The sequence below is a fragment of the Paenarthrobacter ilicis genome (assembly GCF_016907545.1).
In the GTDB taxonomy this organism is placed as follows: domain Bacteria; phylum Actinomycetota; class Actinomycetes; order Actinomycetales; family Micrococcaceae; genus Arthrobacter; species Arthrobacter ilicis.
Genome location: NZ_JAFBCD010000001.1, coordinates 925,839 through 945,871, shown reverse-complemented (window position 1 = coordinate 945,871; position 20,033 = coordinate 925,839). Strand labels below are relative to the sequence as shown.

General features: G+C 64.1%; 20 protein-coding genes. 9 read left to right on the top strand and 11 right to left on the bottom strand.

The window, feature by feature from the left end; all coding sequences use genetic code 11:
* Window positions 1-38: 38 nt before the first annotated feature.
* From JOE60_RS04480 to JOE60_RS04470, 3 genes are read right to left on the bottom strand one after another with little or no spacing between them, the layout of a single operon-like run.
* Complete coding sequence (locus JOE60_RS04480; protein WP_167264452.1) at window positions 39-1,355, bottom strand: MFS transporter; 1,317 nt, start codon at window positions 1,353-1,355, stop codon at window positions 39-41.
* Window positions 1,356-1,398: 43 nt separating this feature from the next.
* On the bottom strand, window positions 1,399-2,016 hold the full coding sequence (locus JOE60_RS04475; RefSeq protein WP_167264451.1) for a DUF3027 domain-containing protein: 618 nt from the start codon (window positions 2,014-2,016) through the stop codon (window positions 1,399-1,401).
* Between the two features lie 4 nt (window positions 2,017-2,020).
* Window positions 2,021-2,404 carry a cold-shock protein gene (locus JOE60_RS04470; protein WP_141285898.1) on the bottom strand — a complete coding sequence of 128 codons (384 nt, stop codon included), beginning with the start codon at window positions 2,402-2,404 and terminating at the stop codon, window positions 2,021-2,023.
* 229 nt (window positions 2,405-2,633) lie between these two features.
* Between JOE60_RS04470 and JOE60_RS04465 the strand changes: the two genes are divergently transcribed.
* The 3 genes from JOE60_RS04465 to JOE60_RS04455 all read left to right on the top strand — a co-directional run bounded on the left by JOE60_RS04465 (window position 2,634) and on the right by JOE60_RS04455 (window position 7,146).
* Entirely contained in the window at window positions 2,634-2,849 is a 216-nt protein-coding gene (locus JOE60_RS04465; RefSeq protein ID WP_167264450.1) for a hypothetical protein, read from the top strand.
* 132 nt (window positions 2,850-2,981) lie between these two features.
* Window positions 2,982-5,435, top strand: coding sequence for a helicase-associated domain-containing protein (locus JOE60_RS04460; protein WP_167264449.1), 2,454 nt, complete (start codon window positions 2,982-2,984; stop codon window positions 5,433-5,435).
* A gap of 52 nt (window positions 5,436-5,487) precedes the next feature.
* On the top strand, window positions 5,488-7,146 hold the full coding sequence (locus tag JOE60_RS04455; protein WP_167264448.1) for a DNA repair helicase XPB: 1,659 nt from the start codon (window positions 5,488-5,490) through the stop codon (window positions 7,144-7,146).
* Between the two features lie 11 nt (window positions 7,147-7,157).
* On the opposite strand, the gene JOE60_RS04450 is transcribed toward JOE60_RS04455, so the two are convergent.
* Both JOE60_RS04450 and JOE60_RS04445 read right to left on the bottom strand, forming a co-directional pair.
* Complete coding sequence (locus JOE60_RS04450; RefSeq protein ID WP_167264447.1) at window positions 7,158-7,382, bottom strand: hypothetical protein; 225 nt, start codon at window positions 7,380-7,382, stop codon at window positions 7,158-7,160.
* Between the two features lie 84 nt (window positions 7,383-7,466).
* The gene (locus JOE60_RS04445; RefSeq protein ID WP_167264446.1) at window positions 7,467-8,390 is read right to left on the bottom strand and encodes a LysR family transcriptional regulator ArgP; all 924 of its coding nucleotides are present in this window, start codon (window positions 8,388-8,390) and stop codon (window positions 7,467-7,469) included.
* A gap of 68 nt (window positions 8,391-8,458) precedes the next feature.
* On the opposite strand from JOE60_RS04445, the gene JOE60_RS04440 reads away from it, so the two are divergent.
* From JOE60_RS04440 to JOE60_RS04425, 4 genes are all read left to right on the top strand, one after another.
* A complete protein-coding gene (locus tag JOE60_RS04440; protein ID WP_167264445.1) occupies window positions 8,459-9,091 on the top strand; it encodes a LysE family transporter in 633 nt (210 codons plus the stop codon).
* 94 nt (window positions 9,092-9,185) lie between these two features.
* A complete protein-coding gene (locus tag JOE60_RS04435) occupies window positions 9,186-9,896 on the top strand; it encodes a response regulator transcription factor (protein WP_167264444.1) in 711 nt (236 codons plus the stop codon).
* Between the two features lie 3 nt (window positions 9,897-9,899).
* Window positions 9,900-11,345 carry a sensor histidine kinase gene (locus JOE60_RS04430; RefSeq protein WP_167264443.1) on the top strand — a complete coding sequence of 482 codons (1,446 nt, stop codon included), beginning with the start codon at window positions 9,900-9,902 and terminating at the stop codon, window positions 11,343-11,345.
* A 140-nt stretch (window positions 11,346-11,485) separates the two neighbouring features.
* A complete protein-coding gene (locus tag JOE60_RS04425) occupies window positions 11,486-11,776 on the top strand; it encodes a WXG100 family type VII secretion target (RefSeq protein WP_167264442.1) in 291 nt (96 codons plus the stop codon).
* Between the two features lie 95 nt (window positions 11,777-11,871).
* On the opposite strand, the gene JOE60_RS04420 is transcribed toward JOE60_RS04425, so the two are convergent.
* The 5 genes from JOE60_RS04420 to JOE60_RS04400 form a co-directional block, all read right to left on the bottom strand.
* Window positions 11,872-12,990, bottom strand: coding sequence for a ribonuclease HI family protein (locus JOE60_RS04420; protein ID WP_167264440.1), 1,119 nt, complete (start codon window positions 12,988-12,990; stop codon window positions 11,872-11,874).
* A gap of 202 nt (window positions 12,991-13,192) precedes the next feature.
* Entirely contained in the window at window positions 13,193-14,818 is a 1,626-nt protein-coding gene (groL, locus tag JOE60_RS04415; protein WP_167264438.1) for a chaperonin GroEL, read from the bottom strand.
* Between the two features lie 320 nt (window positions 14,819-15,138).
* Complete coding sequence (locus tag JOE60_RS04410; protein ID WP_167264436.1) at window positions 15,139-15,342, bottom strand: cold-shock protein; 204 nt, start codon at window positions 15,340-15,342, stop codon at window positions 15,139-15,141.
* A 163-nt stretch (window positions 15,343-15,505) separates the two neighbouring features.
* A complete protein-coding gene (locus JOE60_RS04405; RefSeq protein WP_167264435.1) occupies window positions 15,506-16,126 on the bottom strand; it encodes a LytR C-terminal domain-containing protein in 621 nt (206 codons plus the stop codon).
* 49 nt (window positions 16,127-16,175) lie between these two features.
* Window positions 16,176-16,511, bottom strand: coding sequence for a DUF3263 domain-containing protein (locus JOE60_RS04400; protein ID WP_167264433.1), 336 nt, complete (start codon window positions 16,509-16,511; stop codon window positions 16,176-16,178).
* A 108-nt stretch (window positions 16,512-16,619) separates the two neighbouring features.
* Here JOE60_RS04400 and JOE60_RS04395 point away from each other — a divergent pair, with 108 nt between their 5' ends.
* Together JOE60_RS04395 and JOE60_RS04390 are read left to right on the top strand one after the other, a co-directional pair.
* Complete coding sequence (locus tag JOE60_RS04395; RefSeq protein WP_204814833.1) at window positions 16,620-17,387, top strand: uracil-DNA glycosylase; 768 nt, start codon at window positions 16,620-16,622, stop codon at window positions 17,385-17,387.
* 208 nt (window positions 17,388-17,595) lie between these two features.
* Window positions 17,596-18,435: a siderophore-interacting protein gene (locus JOE60_RS04390; RefSeq protein WP_167264429.1), complete on the top strand. Its 840-nt coding sequence runs from the start codon at window positions 17,596-17,598 to the stop codon at window positions 18,433-18,435.
* A 90-nt stretch (window positions 18,436-18,525) separates the two neighbouring features.
* Here JOE60_RS04390 and JOE60_RS04385 read toward each other — a convergent pair whose 3' ends face one another.
* On the bottom strand, window positions 18,526-20,013 hold the full coding sequence (locus JOE60_RS04385) for a threonine/serine exporter family protein (RefSeq protein WP_167264427.1): 1,488 nt from the start codon (window positions 20,011-20,013) through the stop codon (window positions 18,526-18,528).
* Window positions 20,014-20,033: the final 20 nt, after the last annotated feature.

Here is a 20,033-nt window from a genome sequence, read left to right as displayed (position 1 = left end):
TCGGCGTCGTTCGGAAAACCGGACGGCGCCGGCGGCTTTTAAGCCCCGCGCCCGCTTGACGTGCCGCCGTCGTCGTCGCCTTCAACCGGACCCGCCAGCAGCGACTCCACCCGGAAGTGCCGCAGACCGCGGGCACGCCGGTCAAAGCGCAGGCGCAACTGTTTGGCGCGGATGATCCAGACCAAACCCACGACGGCGGTGCTGACGCCGGCTACGGCGGCGACGCCGACGGACCATCGAGGCCCGCCAATATTGGCCACCCAGCCCACCAAGGGTGCACCAATGGGCGTGCCACCCATGAAGATTGCCATGTACAAGGACATGACCCGTCCGCGCATCACGGCCTCGGTGGTGGACTGGACATAGCCATTGGCGCTGGTGATCAGGGTCAGGGCAAATAAGCCGCAGGGAATCAGAGCCAGGCCAAAGAGGGTGACGTTGGGGGCCAAGGCTGCCAAGGTGCTGGCCACTCCGAACCCACCGGCTGCCAGGAAGATCAGCCTCAGGCGCGGCCTGCCGCGCCGGGCGGCCAGCAGCGCACCCGCCACGGAACCGATCGCCATCACCGAATTGAGCACACCGAACGCCCCGGCATCGAGGCCGAACTCCGTACCCACCATGGCGGCAATGAAGAGCGGGAAATTCAGGCCGAACGTTCCAACAATGAAAATCGCCACCAGGACAATCTGTATATCCGGGCGGTTGCGGACGTACCTGAGCCCTTCACGGATCCGGCCCTTGCCGGCGGCTGCCCGCGGCTGGGCCCGGAGTGAGGCGGCCGGAATGAGGAGGAGCGCCCACACCATGGCAACAAAGGACACGGTGTTGATGAGGAAGACCCACCCCGGCCCCACCACCACTGTCAGGACGCCGGACACCGCCGGGCCTATCATCCGGGCAACATTGAACGATGCGCTGTTGAGGGCCACGGCATTGGGGAGGTAATCGTCCGTGACGAGCTCGGAGACAAACGTTTGGCGGACCGGGGCATCCAACGCTGTGACAATGCCCAGCAGCAGCGCGAAGATGTACACGTGCCAGAGCTCGGCGGCGCCGGAGAGCACCAGCAGGCCCAGGCCCGTACTGAGCGCGGCCATGGCTGTGAGCGTGAGGAAAAGGAGCTTGCGCCTGCTGTACCGGTCGGCGAGCAATCCGGCCCACGGGGCCAGGAACAGCTGCGGACCGAGTTGCAGGGCCAAGGTGATGCCCATGGCGCCGGCGTCGTGGTCAGTCAGGTGGTCGAAGACCAACCAGTCCTGGGCGGTGCGCTGCATCCATGTGCCGATGTTGGAAATCAGGGCACCGAAGAACCAGATGCGGTAGTTGAGGATTCCCAGCGATTTAAAGGTGGACATCGTTGTCCACCTTTACGCGTAGCACCCCAGGGTTTCGCAAAGCCTATTCAGCCCCGGCTTCGTCCGCCTCGCCAGCGTCTTCTGACCAGCCGTCGTTTTCAGCTGATCCGTCGCCGCCCCCGGCACCTGTGGCTTCGTCCTCGGCCGCCTGGACGGACTCTTCAGTAACGTCCCCTTCGGTTTCCTCGACCAACGGCTTTTCGTCCTCGGGACGCACCCGCTTGGCCCACGGCACCCATTCGGGGGCAAGGATGGAATCCTCCGAGGGCAGCAGCCCAAGCTCGCTCACAGTCACAATCTTGGAGCGTGAATTGCGGGTCACCACGGCGTACCACTGCCACCCGCCGTAGCCGGCGAGCTTGGATTCGAACAAGTGCGTAACAATGCGGTCGCCTTCGGACTTTGCAGCCAAATGCGCGCCCACTTCACCGGGTCCGGCGATGCCTTCCACAGCCGTGCGGGCTGTATCGACGGCGGCGGCCAGGAACGCGTCCGGACGGCCGGTGCGCCATGTTGGCAAACCCGCCCGCGGCTTTTCCGCCGCCGGCTTCCGCGCAGGAGCTTCCCCTGTGGCAGGAGCCGTGGCGGCGTCGGACGAGGCGGCAGGTTGTACCCGGGCATCCCCTCCGGCCGTTGTGTCCTGTGCGGATTCCGTTGTCATGTTCTTAGGCTTCCAGCTCGTCGGCAACCTTGCGCAGCGCCAGGCTGATGGCCTTCGCCTTGTTGCCGTCCGGGTACTTGCCGGAGGAGAGGGAGCCGGACAGGTTGTCCAGCACGGTCACCAGGTCCTGCACCATCGGTGCGAGGTCCCTGGCGTTCATGCGCTTGGCCTTGGCGATGGACGGTGTCTTTTCCAGGACACGGAGTCCCAGCGCCTGCGCGCCGCGGCGGCCATCGGCGACGCCAAATTCCACCCGGGTTCCGGCTTTCAGCTCCGTGACGCCCGCGGGCAGGGAGGTTTTGGGCAGGAATACTTCCTGGCCGTCTTCGGCCGCGAGGAATCCGAAGCCTTTTTCCTTGTCATACCACTTGACCTTGCCGGTAGGCACGTAATCAACCTTCTTCGTTTTCTTGCTGTGGGAGACACGTCGGGCCGATCACCGCATCCGCAGGGTTCTGCGGGATCGAGGGTGACAGCCCGGTCCGTGTTGGTCTGTTCCTTCAAGGTTATCCTGCCGCGCCTGCTATTCACGCTTTGGACGCCGTGGTGGCCTCCTCGAAACAGCCGGGACCGGTGGCCGCTCCTGCCGTTGCGGGCCTGCTGCTAGCGTTGGTGTCATGACTTCCCCGGGGTACCGACGCCCTTTTACTGTCGCCGCCGCCGTCATAGCTGTCCTGTCCTTGGCGGCTGTTGGCGTCGTGATTGCCATTTCCTCCTCGGGTGCCACGCCGCCCACGTGGGTCACCTCAGTGGCGCTTTATGGCCTGCCTCTGGCGTTTGTGCTGGCTGCGGTCCCCGTTCTGGATGCGATTCGCCAGCGCCGCAGGCAATAGGGGCACAGCGCCGCAAGCAGTAGGGGCACAGCGCCGCAGGCAATAGGGGTACAGCGCCGCAGGCCGTGACGGCTGTTCGGCTCCCCACCCGCAGATCCACACTTCTGCCGTGGGAGCGGTAACGTTGGATTGATGTCCCTTATACGCGCGCTCAGCAAGGAACTGGAGGCGCGCAGTGATGATTCACTGCGTGCTTTGTTCGCCGCGCGGCCGGACCTTATCTCCCCCATGGCCCCTGACTTCGCAGCCCTGGCTGCCCGGGCCAGTGCGCGGGTCAGCGTGCAGCGGGCTTTGGAACGGCTGAACAAGCCCGAAATGCAGGTGCTGGAAACGCTGCATCTGTCCACCAATGCAGATACCGGACACAGTGTTTCCGCCGCTGGGCTGAAGAAGGCAATCGCCGGTTCAACGTTGTCGGCGCTTGAGCCGATTCTTGCCACCTTGCAGGATCTCGCTCTGATCCATCGGGCCGATCCCCCTGCCGGCTCGCCTGCCACCACCTCCAGGCAGCGCTTTTACCTTCCTGTCGGCAGCCTCAAGGACGTGATCGGCATTTACCCCGCCGGCTTGGGGCGGAGCTACACCGAGCTTGTCCGGCTTCAGCCTGCTTTTGCCCAACGGGTGGTGCAGTTGGTTGCAGAGCTGCACGCCAGCGGGGCCGGCATTCATCCGGCCAGCACTCCCATGGATGCGGCCCTTGCACTCCAGCGGTGGACCTCCAGCCCGGCCGGGTTGCGCGCCATCCTGGCGTCCGCGCCGGAACGGACCATCGGGTTGCTGGACAGGTTCGGCAGTTGGGCCATGGGCGCAGTACCCCAGGCCCAGCGGCGGGCATCGGTCACCCACGAAAGTCACGACGTCGGACCCATCGATTGGCTGTTGGCCCGCGGACTGCTGGTGCCCTTGGACGCCGGCCACGTGGAACTACCGCACAGCGTGGGGCTGGCGCTTCGTGGAGGTGCCATCATCAGCGATTTCACCTTGGCGCCTCCGGTTCCGGAGCTTGGCCACACCAGTGCCGCCCTGCGCCGCAACGCGGCCATGGGTGCCATAGCCGAAACGCTGCGTCTCACCGGGGAGTTGTTGTTTGCCGTCCGCGAGCAGCCCCTGGCCACTCTGCGCAGCGGCGGGGTGGGAGTGCGTGAGCTCCGGCGTTTGGCGGAATCGATCCGTTGCGGCGTTCAGGAGACTGCCCTTCTACTGGAGATCAGCGCCTTGGCTGGGTTGCTGCGGCTGGATGTGGACAGCTCCACATGGGTGCTACCGCCGTCGTTGGAGTGGCTGACCCTGCCCCGCCAGGAGCAGTGGTTGTGGCTGGTCAACGCCTGGTTGGCCAGCGAACGCGCACCTTCCTTGGTGGGGCAACCGCTGACGGGTCCGCAGTCGGCTTCCTCGCATCAGGGTCCGGCCGCCTCCACCATCAATGCCCTGTCCGCCGAGGCGCAGCGCCCGGACGCCCCCGTGGTCCGGCGGCGGGTGCTGGAGATCCTGAAGGACCTGACGGTGGAAGCCGCTGCGCCGGACGGCAAAGCCCCCGTCCTGGATGCCGGCGCCGTCCTGCAGCGTGCCGAGTGGGCGCAACCCCGGATGTCCCGGCGATTCAGTTCCCTGGTGCGGGGCATCCTGGAAGAGGCAACCCTGCTGGGCCTGATGGGCTCGGGCGCCCTGACCCAGTTGGGCTCCGCGGTGGCGGATGCCCAGCCGGAACAGGCCATGACCATCCTTGGCGAGCACTTGCCCGCCGCGGTAAACCACATCCTGCTGCAGGCCGATCTGACGGCAGTGGCACCGGGCTACCTGGCTCCGGAGCTGAGCGAAACGCTGCTGTTGATGGCCGACGCCGAGGGGCAGGGTCCCGCGTCCATCTATCGGTTTTCCGCCACTACCATCCGGAGGGCGCTCGACGCCGGTCAGGATGCGGAATCGCTGCTGGCTTTCCTCACGGAGCACTCGGCAACGGAAGTGCCCCAACCTTTGGCCTATCTGGTCCAGGACACGGCATCGCGGCATGGCCGTTTGCGGGTAGGGACCAGCGCCAGCTTTATTCAGAGCGATGACGAAGCCGCCATTACGGACCTCCTCCGTGAGGCCAGGACGTCGGCATTGAACCTGGCGCGGATAGCGCCCACAGTCCTCACGTCCTCGGCCAGCCCACGGGAAACCGCACGGGTGCTGCGCGAGCTGGGACTGTCACCTGCGCTGCAGGAGGCCGAGCCCGCCGTCGTACGCTTCAAGCGGACCACGGCCGTTCCCGGCAGTGCGCGCCCTGTGTACACGGCGCCCCGCACGGCTCCGCCGGAAGATGAGATGGACGTACAGCTTTCGGTGCTTCGGCAGCATCGCGGGGTGCCGTCCGGTCCGGGCGGGGAGGCTTCCACGCAGCTGGGCTTGGAGACCCTGCAGCGTGCCATCCGGCTGAAGCAGGCTGTGATCATGAACGTGGTGGACAGCCTGGGGAATGCCAATACGGAGAAAGTTGTTCCTGTATCCGTCTCCGGGGGGAGGGTCCGGGTTTTCGATCCCGCCAAGGAAACGGAACGGGTGCTGTCCATTCACCGGATCATTGATGTGGAGCCGGCTAAATAGCTGCGCCAACCACACTGCAAGTGTTCACCAAACTGCGAGTGAGGAATCAACAGTGACCGACGGTCCGCTGATCGTTCAGAGCGACAAAACCATTCTGTTGGAAGTGGACCACGAACTCGCCACAGAGGCACGGCACGCGATCGCCGCCTTCGCCGAACTTGAGCGCGCGCCGGAACATATGCACAGCTACCGGTTGACGCCGCTGGGGCTGTGGAACGCCCGCGCCGCCGGGTTGGATGCCGAGCAGGTGCTGGACACGCTGCTGAAGTATTCGCGTTTTCCGGTTCCGCATTCGCTGCTGATCGACATTGAAGAGACCATGTCCCGCTATGGCAGGCTGCGGTTGGAGAAGGACTCCCAGCATGGACTGGTGATGCGGACGGACGACTACCCCGTGTTGGAGGAAGTAATCCGTGCCAAAAAAATTGCACCGCTTCTGGGGCCGCGTATCGATGGCGAGACTGTGGTGGTGCATTCCTCGCAGCGGGGCCAGCTGAAACAGCTGCTCCTCAAGTTGGGCTGGCCCGCGGAGGATCTGGCGGGCTACGTTGATGGCCAGCCGCACCTGATCATGCTGGACCAGAGCGGTTGGGAGTTGCGCCCGTATCAAAAAGTAGCCACGGAGAACTTCTGGGCCGGCGGCAGCGGAGTGGTGGTGCTTCCGTGTGGCGCAGGCAAGACGTTGGTGGGCGCGGCCGCCATGGCAACCTCCTCCACCACCACCCTGATTCTGGTGACCAACACAGTGTCCGCACGGCAGTGGAAGGACGAGCTCCTCAAACGCACCTCCCTGACGGAAGATGAGATCGGTGAATACTCGGGGTCCGTCAAGGAAGTCCGGCCCGTCACCATCGCCACCTACCAGGTGCTCACCACCAAGCGCGGTGGGCTGTACCCGCATCTGGAGTTGGTGGACGGCCACGACTGGGGCCTGATCATTTACGACGAAGTCCACTTGTTGCCTGCCCCGATCTTCCGGATGACCGCTGATCTGCAGGCACGGCGCCGGTTGGGCCTGACGGCAACATTGGTCCGCGAGGACGGCCGCGAAGGCGAGGTCTTCAGCCTGATCGGCCCCAAGCGGTACGACGCTCCGTGGAAGGACATCGAGGCACAGGGGTATATAGCGCCGGCGGACTGCGTGGAAGTGCGCGTCGACCTCCCCCGCGATGAGCGCGTGGCCTACGCCATGGCCGATGACGCCGACAAGTACCGGCTTTGTGCCACCTCCGAAACGAAGACCCAGGTGGTGGAGCAACTGGTGGAGGCCCACAAGGGCGAGCAATTGCTGGTGATTGGCCAGTACATTGATCAACTTGACGAGATCGCCGAGCGGTTGGACGCTCCGTTGATCAAGGGTGAAACCAGCGTCAAAGCACGGCAAAAACTGTTCGATGCTTTCCGCAGGGGCGAGGTGCACACGCTGGTGGTCTCCAAGGTGGCCAACTTCTCCATCGACCTCCCCGAGGCCTCGGTAGCCATCCAGGTGTCCGGTTCCTTTGGCTCCCGGCAGGAAGAGGCGCAACGTCTTGGCAGGCTCCTGCGGCCCAAGCAGGATGGCCGTGCTGCGCGCTTCTACTCCCTGGTGGCGCGCGACACCTTGGACCAGGACTTCGCGGCCAAGCGCCAACGGTTCCTGGCCGAACAGGGCTACGCCTACAGGATCATGGACGCCAAGGACATCGGCAAGGACGTGGGCCAGGAGCAGTAGGGCTTGCGGCCTTAAGCCACCATGCGGCTGGTGACTGCGATCTTGACGTGGTCCACCACTGCCCAGGACTCTTCGTCCCGGAGCTGTGCACTGGCGAAGCGTTCTGCCGCAGCAAGGTCCTGGAAATCTTCACGGCGCACACGCCCGGTATCGGTGTCCAGGTAGGTCACGTGGAATTCCACGTCCTCGCTGTCCAGGTGCCGTGTGATGCTGGTGGGTGCTGTTGTCTTTGCCATGGTTAAAGTGTGGAACCAGGCACTGACATTATTGGACGCCTCGGCGGGCGTGTCCGGTTTTAGGGGTCAAACCGGTCTTGGGATTTAATCCGCTGGCCTCAAGTACTCCGCTGAGACCTCCCGGACGGCCCGGCTGAGCGCATCCAGCGCCGTGGACGCCGTACGCCACCGTTGCCAGTACAGCGGGACGTCCAAGGGCCGGTCCGGGGCCAACTCGACGAGGCGCCCAGCAGCGATATCCGGACCGCACTGGGCTTCGGGCAACAACCCCCACCCCAGGCCCAGCCGGATCGCGTCGCCGAAGTCCTGGGACGCCGGAACGTAATGCCGTGGCCCTTTCCGCCCGGGAGCCGGTTCCCCCGCAGTGGGCCATGACTGCACGAAAGCCCACTGGTAAGTATCTTTGCGATCAAAGTCCACGGTGGGGACCGCATTCAGGGCTCCCCCATCGACACCTTCCGGGAAATGGGGAAACCATCGGGCGAGGTAGTCCGGCGACGCCACCGGCACGTAGCGCATCACGCCCAGGCTCTCCACCCGGCACCCTTGGACCGGCTCGGGAGTGGCAGTGACAGCTGCCATGACCGTCCCTGACCGCAGAAGTGACGTGGAGTGCTGTTCGTCGTCCCTGTGCAGATCGAAGGTGACGTGGAGATCGCCCGGTAGCTGCACCAGCGCCTGCAGGAACCAGACGGCCAGGGAGTCGGCATTGACCACGATGGGGAGGGCAAGGTGGTCCCCTCCTGCCCCGAGGCCGAGCTCCCGTCCGGCGTCGGCCTCCAATTGCGCCATCTGGCGGGCCAACCGCAGCACAATCTCCCCAGCCTCGGTGGGCTGGGCGGGGTTGCTCCGGCGCAGCAGCACGCGACCAGCGGCATGTTCCAGGGCCTTGAGTCGTTGGGATACTGCCGACGGCGTGATGTGCAGTTGGCGCGCGGCGGCATCCAAGGTGCCCTCGGACAGTACTGCGGCGAAAGTGAGCAGCTGCTCGGCGGGAAACTTCGACATTAGCTGATCTTATGCCATCTAAGAATATTTAGCTAGTCTAATGCTTCCTGGGATCATAGGTTCAAAGGGTGACTTTTACAGATTTCTCCCAAGCAGCAGGCCTGGGCCTGGCCACCGGCCTGGCCCTCATCGTCGCGATCGGCGCGCAGAACGCCTTCGTCCTGCGGCAGGGCATACGCGGCGAGCACATTGTTCCCATCGTCGCGGTCTGCGCGCTCTCCGATGCCGTCCTGATCGCCGCCGGCGTGGCAGGCATCGGTGCGCTGACGACGGCGGCCCCCACCGCCGTCGTGATTCTCCGCTACATCGGGGCGGCCTTCCTGGTGACCTATGGCCTGATGGCCGCCAAACGTGCTCTACGCCCGAAGGCTTTGACCGCCGCGGACGGATCCAGAAAAAGCGGAGCACGGAGCAGCATCGCCGCCGCGATCGCCACCGTCCTGGCCCTCACCTGGCTCAACCCGCACGTGTACCTGGACATCGCCCTGATCGGCTCGCTGGCCAGCGCCCAAGGCGTGGGGTTGCAGTGGTGGTTCGGGGCCGGCGCCATGCTGGCCAGCATCCTCTGGTTCTGCTCCTTGGGCTTCGGGGCGCGGCTGCTCCGGGGATTCTTCGCCAATCCCGCCTCCTGGCGCTGGCTGGACGGCGGCATCGCAGTGACCATGACCGCGTTGGGAGTAGGACTGGCGCTGGGTTCTTAGGGGCCGTGGGCTCGTCAATGTGCCAACCGGACACGGAGACCGCTCACATGGTGCTTCCAGAAAACTCCCAGTTACTGGGAGGATCATGGGCGTCATGAAAAAGAACGGTCCCGAAGCCAAGCTTCTTGTGGTTGATGATGAACCCAACATTCGCGAGCTGCTCTCCACGTCGCTGCGTTTTGCAGGCTTCGAGGTAGTGGCCGCGTCCAATGGTCGCGAGGCACTGGCCGCCGCAGACCTCCACGCCCCGGACCTGGCCGTACTGGACGTCATGCTGCCCGACATGGACGGCTTCACCGTCACCCGGCGTCTCCGCGCGGCAGGCAAGCACTTCCCGGTGCTGTTCCTCACCGCGAAGGACGACACCGAAGACAAGGTCACCGGCCTCACCGTCGGCGGAGATGATTACGTCACCAAGCCCTTCAGCCTGGACGAGGTTGTTGCCCGCATCCGGGCAGTGTTGCGCCGCACCCAGCCGCTGGAAGACGACGACGCGGTTTTGCGTGTGGATGATCTTGAGCTCGACGACGACGCCCACGAGGTCCGCCGCGGCGGCACCGTCATTGAGCTCTCGCCTACCGAGTTCAAGCTCCTGCGCTACCTCATGCTCAATCCCAACCGTGTCCTGTCCAAGGCCCAGATCCTGGACCACGTGTGGGAGTACGACTTCAACGGAGATGCCTCCATTGTTGAGTCCTACATCTCTTACCTGCGGCGCAAAGTGGACATCGATCCCGACGCCGCAGCACTCATCCAGACCAAACGCGGCGTGGGCTATGTGCTCCGGACGGCAGAGAAGCGCTGACCCTTGGTACAACGCTGGAAATCGGCATCCCTGAGGTCCCAACTCGTCGCCATCATCATGGGACTGCTGTTGCTTGCCCTCGCGGCAACCGGAGCAGGGACGCTGACGCTGGTCAAGAGCTACCTCCAAGGGCAGGTTGATGACAAGCTCAAAGGCGCAGTGGCGTTGGCCCAGGACCGCAACTCCTTCAATCCGCTGTCCGAGCCTGACACCGCTGTCCCCACGGACTACTCCCTGACCCTTTATGTGCCTGGGACTGATCCCTACCAGTTCGGCGGGAGCGAACAGGACCGTCCCGCCATTGCGAACATCACCCCGGCGGAAGCCAAGCAGCGGGCCAATGCGCCGTTTCAGGTCAAGGGCACCGCAGGTACCAACTGGCGGGTGGTTGCTGTTGGTGTGATCGCCAATGGCCAGAATGGCGTGGTGATCATCGGTCTCCCGCTGACCCCGGTGGATAAGGTCATGGAACATGCCGTCCTGGTGGTTGTGGGTGTCGGGCTGCTGACCATTGTGCTGGCGTTCTTCATAGCAACGTGGACGGTGGCCCGCTCCTTCAGGCCGTTGGCAAAGGTGGAGAAAACTGCTGCGGCCATTGCTGCCGGAGACCTCTCCCGGCGCGTGGAAATCGACAACCCTCATACGGAAGTGGGCCGCTTGGGCGGGTCACTGAACGCCATGCTGGCTCATATCGAGTCCTCCTTCGCAGCCCGGGCAGCATCGGAGGGACGGATGCGGCGTTTCGCAGCCGATGCCTCGCACGAGCTCCGCACTCCCTTGGTGACCATCCGCGGTTTCTCCGAGCTGTACCGGCACGGGGCACTCACCACCCCGGAGGATGTGGCCATGGCCATGGGCAGGATCGAGAGCGAAGCCAAGCGGATGGGTTCCATGGTGGAGGACCTCCTGCTGCTGGCCCGGCTGGACGAACAACGGCCCCTCCAGCACAAGCCCGTGGACCTGCATTTGCTGGCCCACGATGCCATGGTGGACACCAAGGCGTCCTCCGGCGACCGGACCATCACCATGACAGGGCTGGATGGCGCCTCCCCCAGCGCGGCTCCGGTTCAGGGTGACGAGGCGAAGCTACGCCAAGTGATCGGCAACCTCGTGGGAAACGCCCTCCGCTATACCCCGGAGGGAAGCCCGATCGAACTCGCCGTTGGCACCCGGAGCACGCCCAAGGGCCAGGAGTCCGTGATCGAAATCCGCGATCACGGTCCCGGAATTCCGGAGACGGAAACCAACAAGATCTTTGAGCGCTTCTACCGGGCAGATACTTCCCGCACCCGCGAAACCGGTGGCAGCGGCCTGGGCCTCGCCATCGTAGCGGCGATCGTGGGCTCCCATGATGGTTCAGTGCGGGTCAAGGAGACCGACGGCGGCGGCGCAACTTTGGTGGTTGTCCTCCCCTACCACGAGGCACCCGCCGAGGTCTCGGCGCCTTAGCTTTTCGCGCGTTCCCCGGACGCTTTTTCCACATAGCGAAGACCACCCGTTCCGCGGTGGAAGACGGCTGCCTAGGCTCAATGGTGTGGCCCACTCTTCCACCGCACTATGCGGAACATCTTCGTCGAAAGGCACTGCCCATGAGCGTCATCTCCGTCGACACCGAGTTGCTGCAACTCAAGTCAGCCAACGTCAAAGGAACTGTTGACCGCATCAGTTCGGACGTTCACACCATGCGGCGCGGCCTGGAAGAACTGCAGGGAACCTGGAAGGGATCTGCAGCCAACAACTTCCAGGCGCTGATCCTGGAATGGTCCCTGACGCAAAGCAAGGTAGAGGCGTCCCTGGCCTCCATCACCACCGCACTGTCCTCGGCCGCCACCAGCTACTCCGAGGTGGAACATGGGAACACCCAGCGCTTCACTTACTAGCAGCGAGGCCCCGCAACCTGCGCTGCGCCACTGAACTCCTGCGGGGACGGGCGCCTTCCCCCTGTTCTCCCGTCCCCGCAGGTCCCAGCGTCGTCTTAGGCCTGGGGCTCAGGCGTCCCCTGGTGGAAGCGGAGGCGCCACTGGCCCCGGTCCAGCATCCAGACAGAACTGCGCAGGGCTGAGCCGGACTGGGCGGCTGATGGGGTGGGGCCGTCGTGTGATGCCCCAGCGCGAGCAGCACCCGTATGCGCGAAGCTGCGGTAGTTCAGAAGAATGGTGGTCTCACTCAGCCGATCGGCGGTGAGAAGTTCCAGCTCGGTATGGACGCCGGGATCTTCTTCCAGGGCCATCAACATTGCATCCCTGGTCCAGTACCGGCCCGAACTCCCGATTTCGGCAAAGTCCGGATGCAACAGAACACCCACCCTGCCAATATCTGCGCGTACTTCCGGGCGCAGCAGTTCGCGTTCCAAGGAGAGGACAGTTTCCTCGGGTGAGAGTTCCTGCACTCCGGCACTGTCCTCGAGCTCACTGAAGAGATCCAGCTGCCCAAAAAGGCCCGACTCTCCGAACAGTGCGGGTTCGAAGTGCTGGGACACGGCCCGGTCAACCTTGGGCTGGGTAGCTAGCTCGACGACGTTACGCTGCCCGGCAGCGGCGTGGGCGGCTGGAGCGGCGGATACGGGAGCGCCAGCGGCTTTGGTGTCGTCGGCGGCAGCGGCCGCATCTGGGGCCTCGGTAATGGCGGCACCCGGGAATCCAGGGCCAACGCGGGCTGCAACGCCTTGCTGGTAGGCCGTGGCGACTGCCCTGGCACGCTCGTCAGCGGCCTCGTTGAGGGGGTGTCCGGCGTGGCCTTTGACCCACTCAAACTTGTACTTGCGGCCTGCCACGGCTTGATCGATGTCCTTAAGCAAATCGACGTTGAGCACAGCCTTGCCGTCCGCCTTGCGCCAGCCCTTGCGTTTCCACCCGGACATCCACTTGGTGATGCAGTTGATGACGTATTGGCTGTCGCACAGGATCAGCAAGTCTTCATCGGCTACGTGCGCCGTGGACCGGAACAGGTCCAACACGGCCATCAGCTCGCCCTGGTTGTTGGTGCCGTGGGGCCAACCTCCCGCTCGCCAGCAGGAATCGTCAACGTACCAGGCCCAACCGGCCGGCCCAGGATTACCGAGGGCGGACCCATCGGCGGCAGCAATAATCGTCATGCCTTTAATCCTGCCAGAAGCCACCGACACTCTTTCGCCGACGTCGCGGGAAGCGTGCCAAAACGCCGGACCGGGGCGACTGATTCGCAGCGTTCCCGCGATTTCGTGGCCGCGAGAGGGCGCTCATGCAAACGGCGGCCCCCACCGTGAGGTGGGGACCGCCGTCGTGTGCTCTGAAACGCCAGGTTCAGCAGAAGGTGGCTTAGAAGCCGCCCATGCCGCCCATGTCGTCGCCGCCCGGAGCCGGAGCGTTCTTCTCAGGCTTGTCAGCAACTACGGCCTCGGTGGTCAGGAACAGACCAGCGATGGAAGCAGCGTTCTGGAGAGCCGAGCGGGTGACCTTTACGGGGTCGTTGACGCCGGCAGCCAGCAGGTCTTCGTACTCGCCCGTGGCAGCGTTCAAGCCGTGGCCGGCAGGCAAGCCGCGGACCTTGTCCACAACAACGCCCGGTTCGAGGCCGGCGTTGAAAGCGATCTGCTTGAGCGGAGCGTCAATGGCTACCTTGACGATGTTGGCACCGGTTGCCTCGTCACCCTGGAGGGTGAGGTTGGCGAATGCCTTGGCGCCGGCCTGGATGAGGGCTACGCCACCACCGGCAACGATGCCCTCTTCAACTGCAGCCTTGGCGTTGCGGACTGCGTCCTCAATGCGGTGCTTGCGTTCCTTGAGCTCAACTTCGGTAGCGGCACCGGCCTTGATGACTGCAACGCCGCCGGCCAGCTTGGCCAGACGTTCCTGCAGCTTCTCGCGGTCGTAGTCGGAATCGGAGTTCTCGATCTCGGCGCGGATCTGGGCTACGCGACCAGCGATGGCGTCGGCGTCGCCGGCACCTTCAACAATGGTGGTCTCGTCCTTGGTGACAACAACCTTGCGGGCGGTGCCAAGGAGCTCCAGTCCGGCGTTTTCGAGCTTGAGGCCAACTTCTTCGGAGATGACCTGGCCACCGGTGAGGATGGCAATGTCGGCAAGCTGTGCCTTGCGGCGGTCGCCGAAGCCCGGAGCCTTGACGGCAACGGACTTGAAGGTGCCGCGGATCTTGTTGACGATCAGGGTGGCCAGAGCCTCGCCCTCGATGTCTTCAGCGATGATCAGCAGCGGCTTGTTGGACTGCATGACCTTCTCCAGAACCGTGACGAGTTCCTTCACGTTGGAGATCTTGGAGTTGACGATCAGGATGTACGGATCTTCAAGAACCGTTTCCTGGCGCTCTGCATCGGTAACGAAGTAAGCGGAGATGTAGCCCTTGTCGAAGCGCATGCCTTCGGTGAGCTCGAGCTCCAGGCCGAAGGTGTTGGACTCCTCGACCGTGATGACGCCTTCCTTGCCAACCTTGTCCAGGGCTTCGGCGATGAGGCTGCCGATTTCCGGGTCACCAGCGGAGATGGACGCCGTAGCGGCGATCTGCTCTTTGGTTTCGATTTCCTTGGCAGAGCTCAGCAGTTCGCTGATGACTGCCTCAACAGCCTTCTCGATGCCGCGCTTGAGGGACAGCGGGTCGGCGCCGGCGGCAACGTTGCGCAGGCCTTCCTTGACCAGTGCCTGGGCGAGAACCGTTGCGGTGGTGGTACCGTCGCCAGCGACGTCATCCGTCTTCTTGGCAACTTCCTTGACCAGCTCAGCGCCGATCTTCTCGTAAGGATCGTCCAGCTCGATCTCCTTGGCGATGGAAACGCCATCGTTGGTGATCGTGGGGGCGCCCCACTTCTTTTCGAGGACGACGTTGCGTCCACGCGGGCCGAGGGTGACCTTGACGGCGTCTGCGAGGATGTTCAAACCCCGCTCGAGGCCGCGGCGTGCCTCTTCATCAAATGCAATGATCTTGGCCATAACGGCGGTAGTCCTTTCGGGACAGTCGTTAAGAAGGTACCTGGCGGTGCGGTGCCCGCGACGGACGGCCCGTAGCCCGCGGCCTATGTACGCCCCGCGCTCCGAACCTCACCACACCAAGGTTTTTCTTGATCCTCCATGAGCCCAACCAACCAAGCGGTCCAGCGAGTGCCGGGCCGGACTTAGCAGTCGAACCGTAGGAGTGCTAAATCAATAATTAGCACTCACCCGTGGAGAGTGCAAGCAGGAATGCCTCTTCAGGAGACAAAACAAGGGGGTTTCAGCCAATAGCTGAGAGCAACCTTCCGGGGCCTGGCAGTTCAGGCTGCGCGGACGCCTTCGGCCTGCGGCCCCTTCTGGCCCTCGCCCACTTCGAATTCAACCCGCTGCCCTTCTTCGAGGGCCCGGAAGCCGTCCATCTGAATGGCGGACCAGTGTACAAAAACGTCGTCGCCGGATTCATCCACAGTGATGAAGCCGTAGCCCTTTTCGGCGTTGAACCATTTGACGGTTCCCAATGCCATGATGTCCACACTTTCGCAGTAGAAAAACCGGTAGCCGGGATCGCCGTACCGGAATCAATCCACTGTAACCACAGTCACTCTGCCAGTGGTGGCCGAAGAGCGGGATTGCATGACTTTGTTATTGAGGCTTAACCCAGTTGGGTCCGGGCCTGGGCTGAAAGAGTTACTGGTACCCCGGGCCTGCCACGACAACCAGCGGCTGCTGGATGTCGGTGGACTCAACGATTGTCTGGATGCGGAGCAAGGTTCCCAGGGCTTCTGCGTTGGCCTTCTGGGCAGGTGCATTGTAGAAAATCACGGATGTCTGCTGCGGCAATCCGCCCCAGTTTCCCACCGTGCTCAGCGTCCAGCCGTCACCCTGGACCAATCCGGCAACCCTGCCGGCCAGGCCGGCAGTACCGGCACCGTTGTAGACGGCCACGGGTGTTGCTTTGTCCACGTTGGCGGCCGAGGGGGTCGCGGACGGAACATCCGACGGCGACGTGCCCGGCGTCGGTTCGCCTGAAGCGACCGGCGGCGTCCCGGTATCGGTGGGCTGCGCTGATGGTGCCGTTTCCGTCTGCTGGGGTGCCGGCGTCGAGGTTTGTGTTGAGGCGCTGGGCCCCACCACACCGAGGTTCGGCAGGACCAGGAAGGCTACCAACCCGAGCACCAGTGCCACGGCGCCAACGGTCAGGACCGGCCACAAAGTTGGGCGGGCGGTTTCCTGGGCATCGCGGTGTACGCCCTGACGGGAGGTGTTCTGTGGGACTTGGTCGAACTCGTCCCGGGCAAATTTGGTCATGGTGAAGCGATGTCCTTGCTGGTTGCTGCTGACAGATCAGCCTTGCGATTTACGCGTCGGACCCCAAGCGACGTGCCGTCCGCGCACGCTGGCGGGACGTACGTAGTCTACGCAATCTCTTGACGAGCATGGGATCGTGGGCCAATGCGTCCTCGGTGTCGATCAACGCGTTCAGTATTTGGTAGTAGTGCGTGGCGGAGAGATCGAACAGTTCGCGGATAGCCTGTTCCTTGGCTCCGGCGTACTTCCACCACTGCCGTTCCAAGGCGAGGATCTGCTGGTCGCGTTCGCTGAGCGGCGAGTCGCTGCGGGTTTCCGCTGCGAGGTCCGCCAGGGCAAAGCCCGGGGCCTGCGCCGCCATCGGATCCGTTGCTGGTTCTGCCACGGCACACTCCTTCGACGCTTGTTGGGAAAAATGTCCTACTCCCATGTTACGGGCGAATAACAACGGTGTCATTCGCCCCGGCACCCAGAGGCAAGGCACAATGACGTGATGACAGGCGAGGAAGCACTTTTTGACCTTGAACCCGCAACCACCAACGATTCCGGTTTTTCGGAACTTGGCCACCGGCCCCTCGGCGATCTTGTGGCTCCCGATTGGGCCGCGGCACTTGAACCGGTTGAAGGACAGCTCCGGGACGCCTTGCGCTTCGTGGCGGAACAAGCGGCCAGCGGGGCCCAGGTACTGCCGAGGGCGGATCACCTTCTGCGCGCATTCCAGCAGCCGCTGGCTGACGTCAAAGTACTCATCCTGGGGCAGGACCCGTATCCCACGCCGGGACACGCCGTCGGGCTGTCCTTCGCCGTCTCGCCCCGGACCCGCCCTATCCCCCGCAGCCTCACCAACATCTACCGGGAACTCCACGACGACCTGGGTCTTCCGCCGCGCGTCCACGGTGACCTCAGCGCCTGGACAGGCCAAGGCGTCCTGCTGTTGAACAGGGTGCTCAGCGTGGAAGCAGGGAAGGCCGGCTCGCATCGACGCAAGGGATGGGAAGAGATCACGACGGCGGCAGTCACCGCAGTGGCCAAGCGGACCGACGCCGCCGGGAACCGCCGCCCCCTGGTGGCCATCCTGTGGGGCAAGGATGCCGAGGGGGTGGAGCCGCTGCTGGAGGGTGCGCCGTCGATTGTGTCCGCGCACCCGAGTCCCCTGTCTGCTTCCCGCGGTTTCTTCGGCTCCAAACCCTTCAGCAGGACCAACGACTTGTTGCGCGAACAAGGGGCAGATCCGGTGGACTGGGAACTGCCGGTCCTCTGACCCACCCCACCGCCCCTCTCTCACATCCCACCCCCAAAAGCCCATCCCTCATTCACATCCCACCGATGCGGGACGTGAGAGAGGAACGGTCAGAACGCGACGGGACGTGAGAGAGGAACTGCCAGAACGCGACGGGACGTGAGAGAGCGACTGTAATGTGCGACTCATACCCAGCCTGCTCGGAGCTCATTAGCTTAGGCTTGCCTATATGTCAGCACTCCCCGTTACGTCGTCCGCTACCCGCAAGAGCCGCCCGCAAGTCAACCTGACGGTGCTGCGGCGCGAGCAACTTTCCCCCCACATGGTGCGCATTGTGGCCGGCGGCCCGGGCTTCAGCGACTACGCCAACAACGAGTACGTGGACCGTTACGTCAAGATCGTCTTCCCGCAGCCTGGCGTTGATTACCAGCTTCCCCTGGACCTTTGGGCCATCCGGGAGACCATGCCACGGGAGCAATGGCCCCACACCAGGACGTACACCATCCGATGGGTGGACCTGGAGGCGCAGGAGTTGGCCATCGACTTCGTGGTCCACGGCGACGAAGGCCTGGCAGGTCCGTGGGCTGCCAGCGCGGAGCCCGGGGATTCGTTGGTCTTCACTGGACCAGGTGGCGCCTACAACCCGGCCCCGGGTGCCGACTGGTACCTCTTTGCCGGAGACGACGCTGCGATCCCCGCCATTGCAGCCTCGATCGAAGCACTGGCCTCCGATGCCCGTGGCATCGCCGTCATGGAAGTGGACAGCGAAGCCGACATCCTGCCCATCAGCGCCCCTCCCGGGGTAGAACTGCAGTGGCTGTTCCGCAGGGGTGCGCCCGCAGGGTCCAGTGATCTTCTCCTGGAGGCCCTGGGGAACACGGAATGGCTGCCCGGACGCGTGGACGTCTTTGCCCATGGCGAGCGTGGCTACATGAAGGGGCTCCGCGAGATCTTCTTCGTCCAGCGCGGCCTGGAGCGATCACAGGTCTCACTGTCCGGCTACTGGGCCCAGGGCCGTGTGGAGGAAGTCTTCCAAGCCGAAAAGAAGCTCCCCGTCGGCCAGATCTGAGGCACAGGCCAGATCTGAGGCACTGCCCAGATCTGGCAGCACTGCAAAGAAGGGCGCCACCGAACGGTGGCGCCCTTCTTCATCACGTCATTACCGCCTGCGGACCCGGCGGCGCTCGTTGCTGGAGAGCCCCTTGGTCAGCGGCCGTGCGAGGTTGTCGCCCAGCACGATTCCTGCGGCCACTCCCAGCACAATGGCACCGGCATTGAGCATGCCGCCAGCCCCTGCCAGGAAGTCGCCACCTTCAACGGTGAGCGTGTACATGGAGCGGAAGATCGTGAGGCCAGGCAGCAGGATCAGCGCGGCCGGAACCGCAACCACCAGCTGCGGAGCGCCCAGCTTCAGCGCGACCACGCGGGCCAGCAGACCGATCACCACAGCGGCCACCGCCGGCGTCAGGCGGTCCCCCAGACCGGACTCGCCCACGCCCCACAAAACGCAGAAGCCCACCAAGCCGACTGCCGCGGTCGGAAGCAAAAGCCGCATCTGGGTCTGCTCGGTGACGCCAATGGCCACCACAGCTATGGCGATGAGGATGGCCCGGCCCCACAGCGGATAGGCATCGGGGAAGGTTTGGGTGACGTCAAGGAGCGCGCTTCCCAGCATGGTTCCTGCCACCACAGCTATGCCGATCCCGGCCACGATCGCGCCGAAGGTCAGCAAGGTGGAGAGGAAACGGCCAGCCGCGGTGACGGGGAAGCCGTTGATGGCGTCTTGTACGGATGACACCAACCGACCGGTGGGCAACAGCAGCAGAATGCCGCCGGCAACCACAATGGACGGAGCGATGTCCGCACCCGCCCATCGCAGCATCAGCGCAATGAACGTGACCAGGAAGGAGCTGGCCATGGTCACAAAGAAGTCGGGTGTGCGCCAACGGATCAATTGCCGCGCCAGCAGGCTGATGAGCATGTTGGATGCGAAGGCCAGCGCGGAAGCCCCGGGACCGCCACCCAGAACGCCCACAAAGACCGCGGCAAAGACACCAAAAGCCATGGTGACCATCCACCGCGGGAACGGCTTGGCGCTGCGGATGATCTCGTTCAAGCGCCGCACGGCCTCGTCACGGCCCACGCCGCCGGCCACAATGTCGGTGACCAACTGGTGGACCTGGGCCAGGCCTGCGTAGTTGTTGGTCCAGGAGCGCACCACTCGGAGGAGGGTGATGGGAGTCTGGTCCTTGGGTGCGTAGTTGATGGCCACCGACTGGTTGGTGATGTCCACTTCCACGTTCTTCAGGCCAAGGGCAGCGGTGACGGCAATCATGCTGGTCTCCACCTCCAACGCTCCGGCACCGTACCTGAACATGACCTCCGCCAGATGCAGGGCGAAGTCGATGGTCTTGCGCGCCGAGGCGTCAACGCCCACCACCTGGATGGTGGGGTTGGCGTACGGGCTGCCCGCAAGCCGGTCCACGATGTTCATGGGTGCGGTGGGCGGGCTGTCGCCCTGGACCAAACGCATCAGCATACGTTTGGCATTGACGTTCTGCCGCACTTGCGAGGGCCGCAGTGGTTGGGTCTTGGGCAAGCCGTCCGTATGCGGCTTGTTACCTGAGCCCTCAGGCCATTCAGTCACGCAGCGATCCTCCCTCTGGC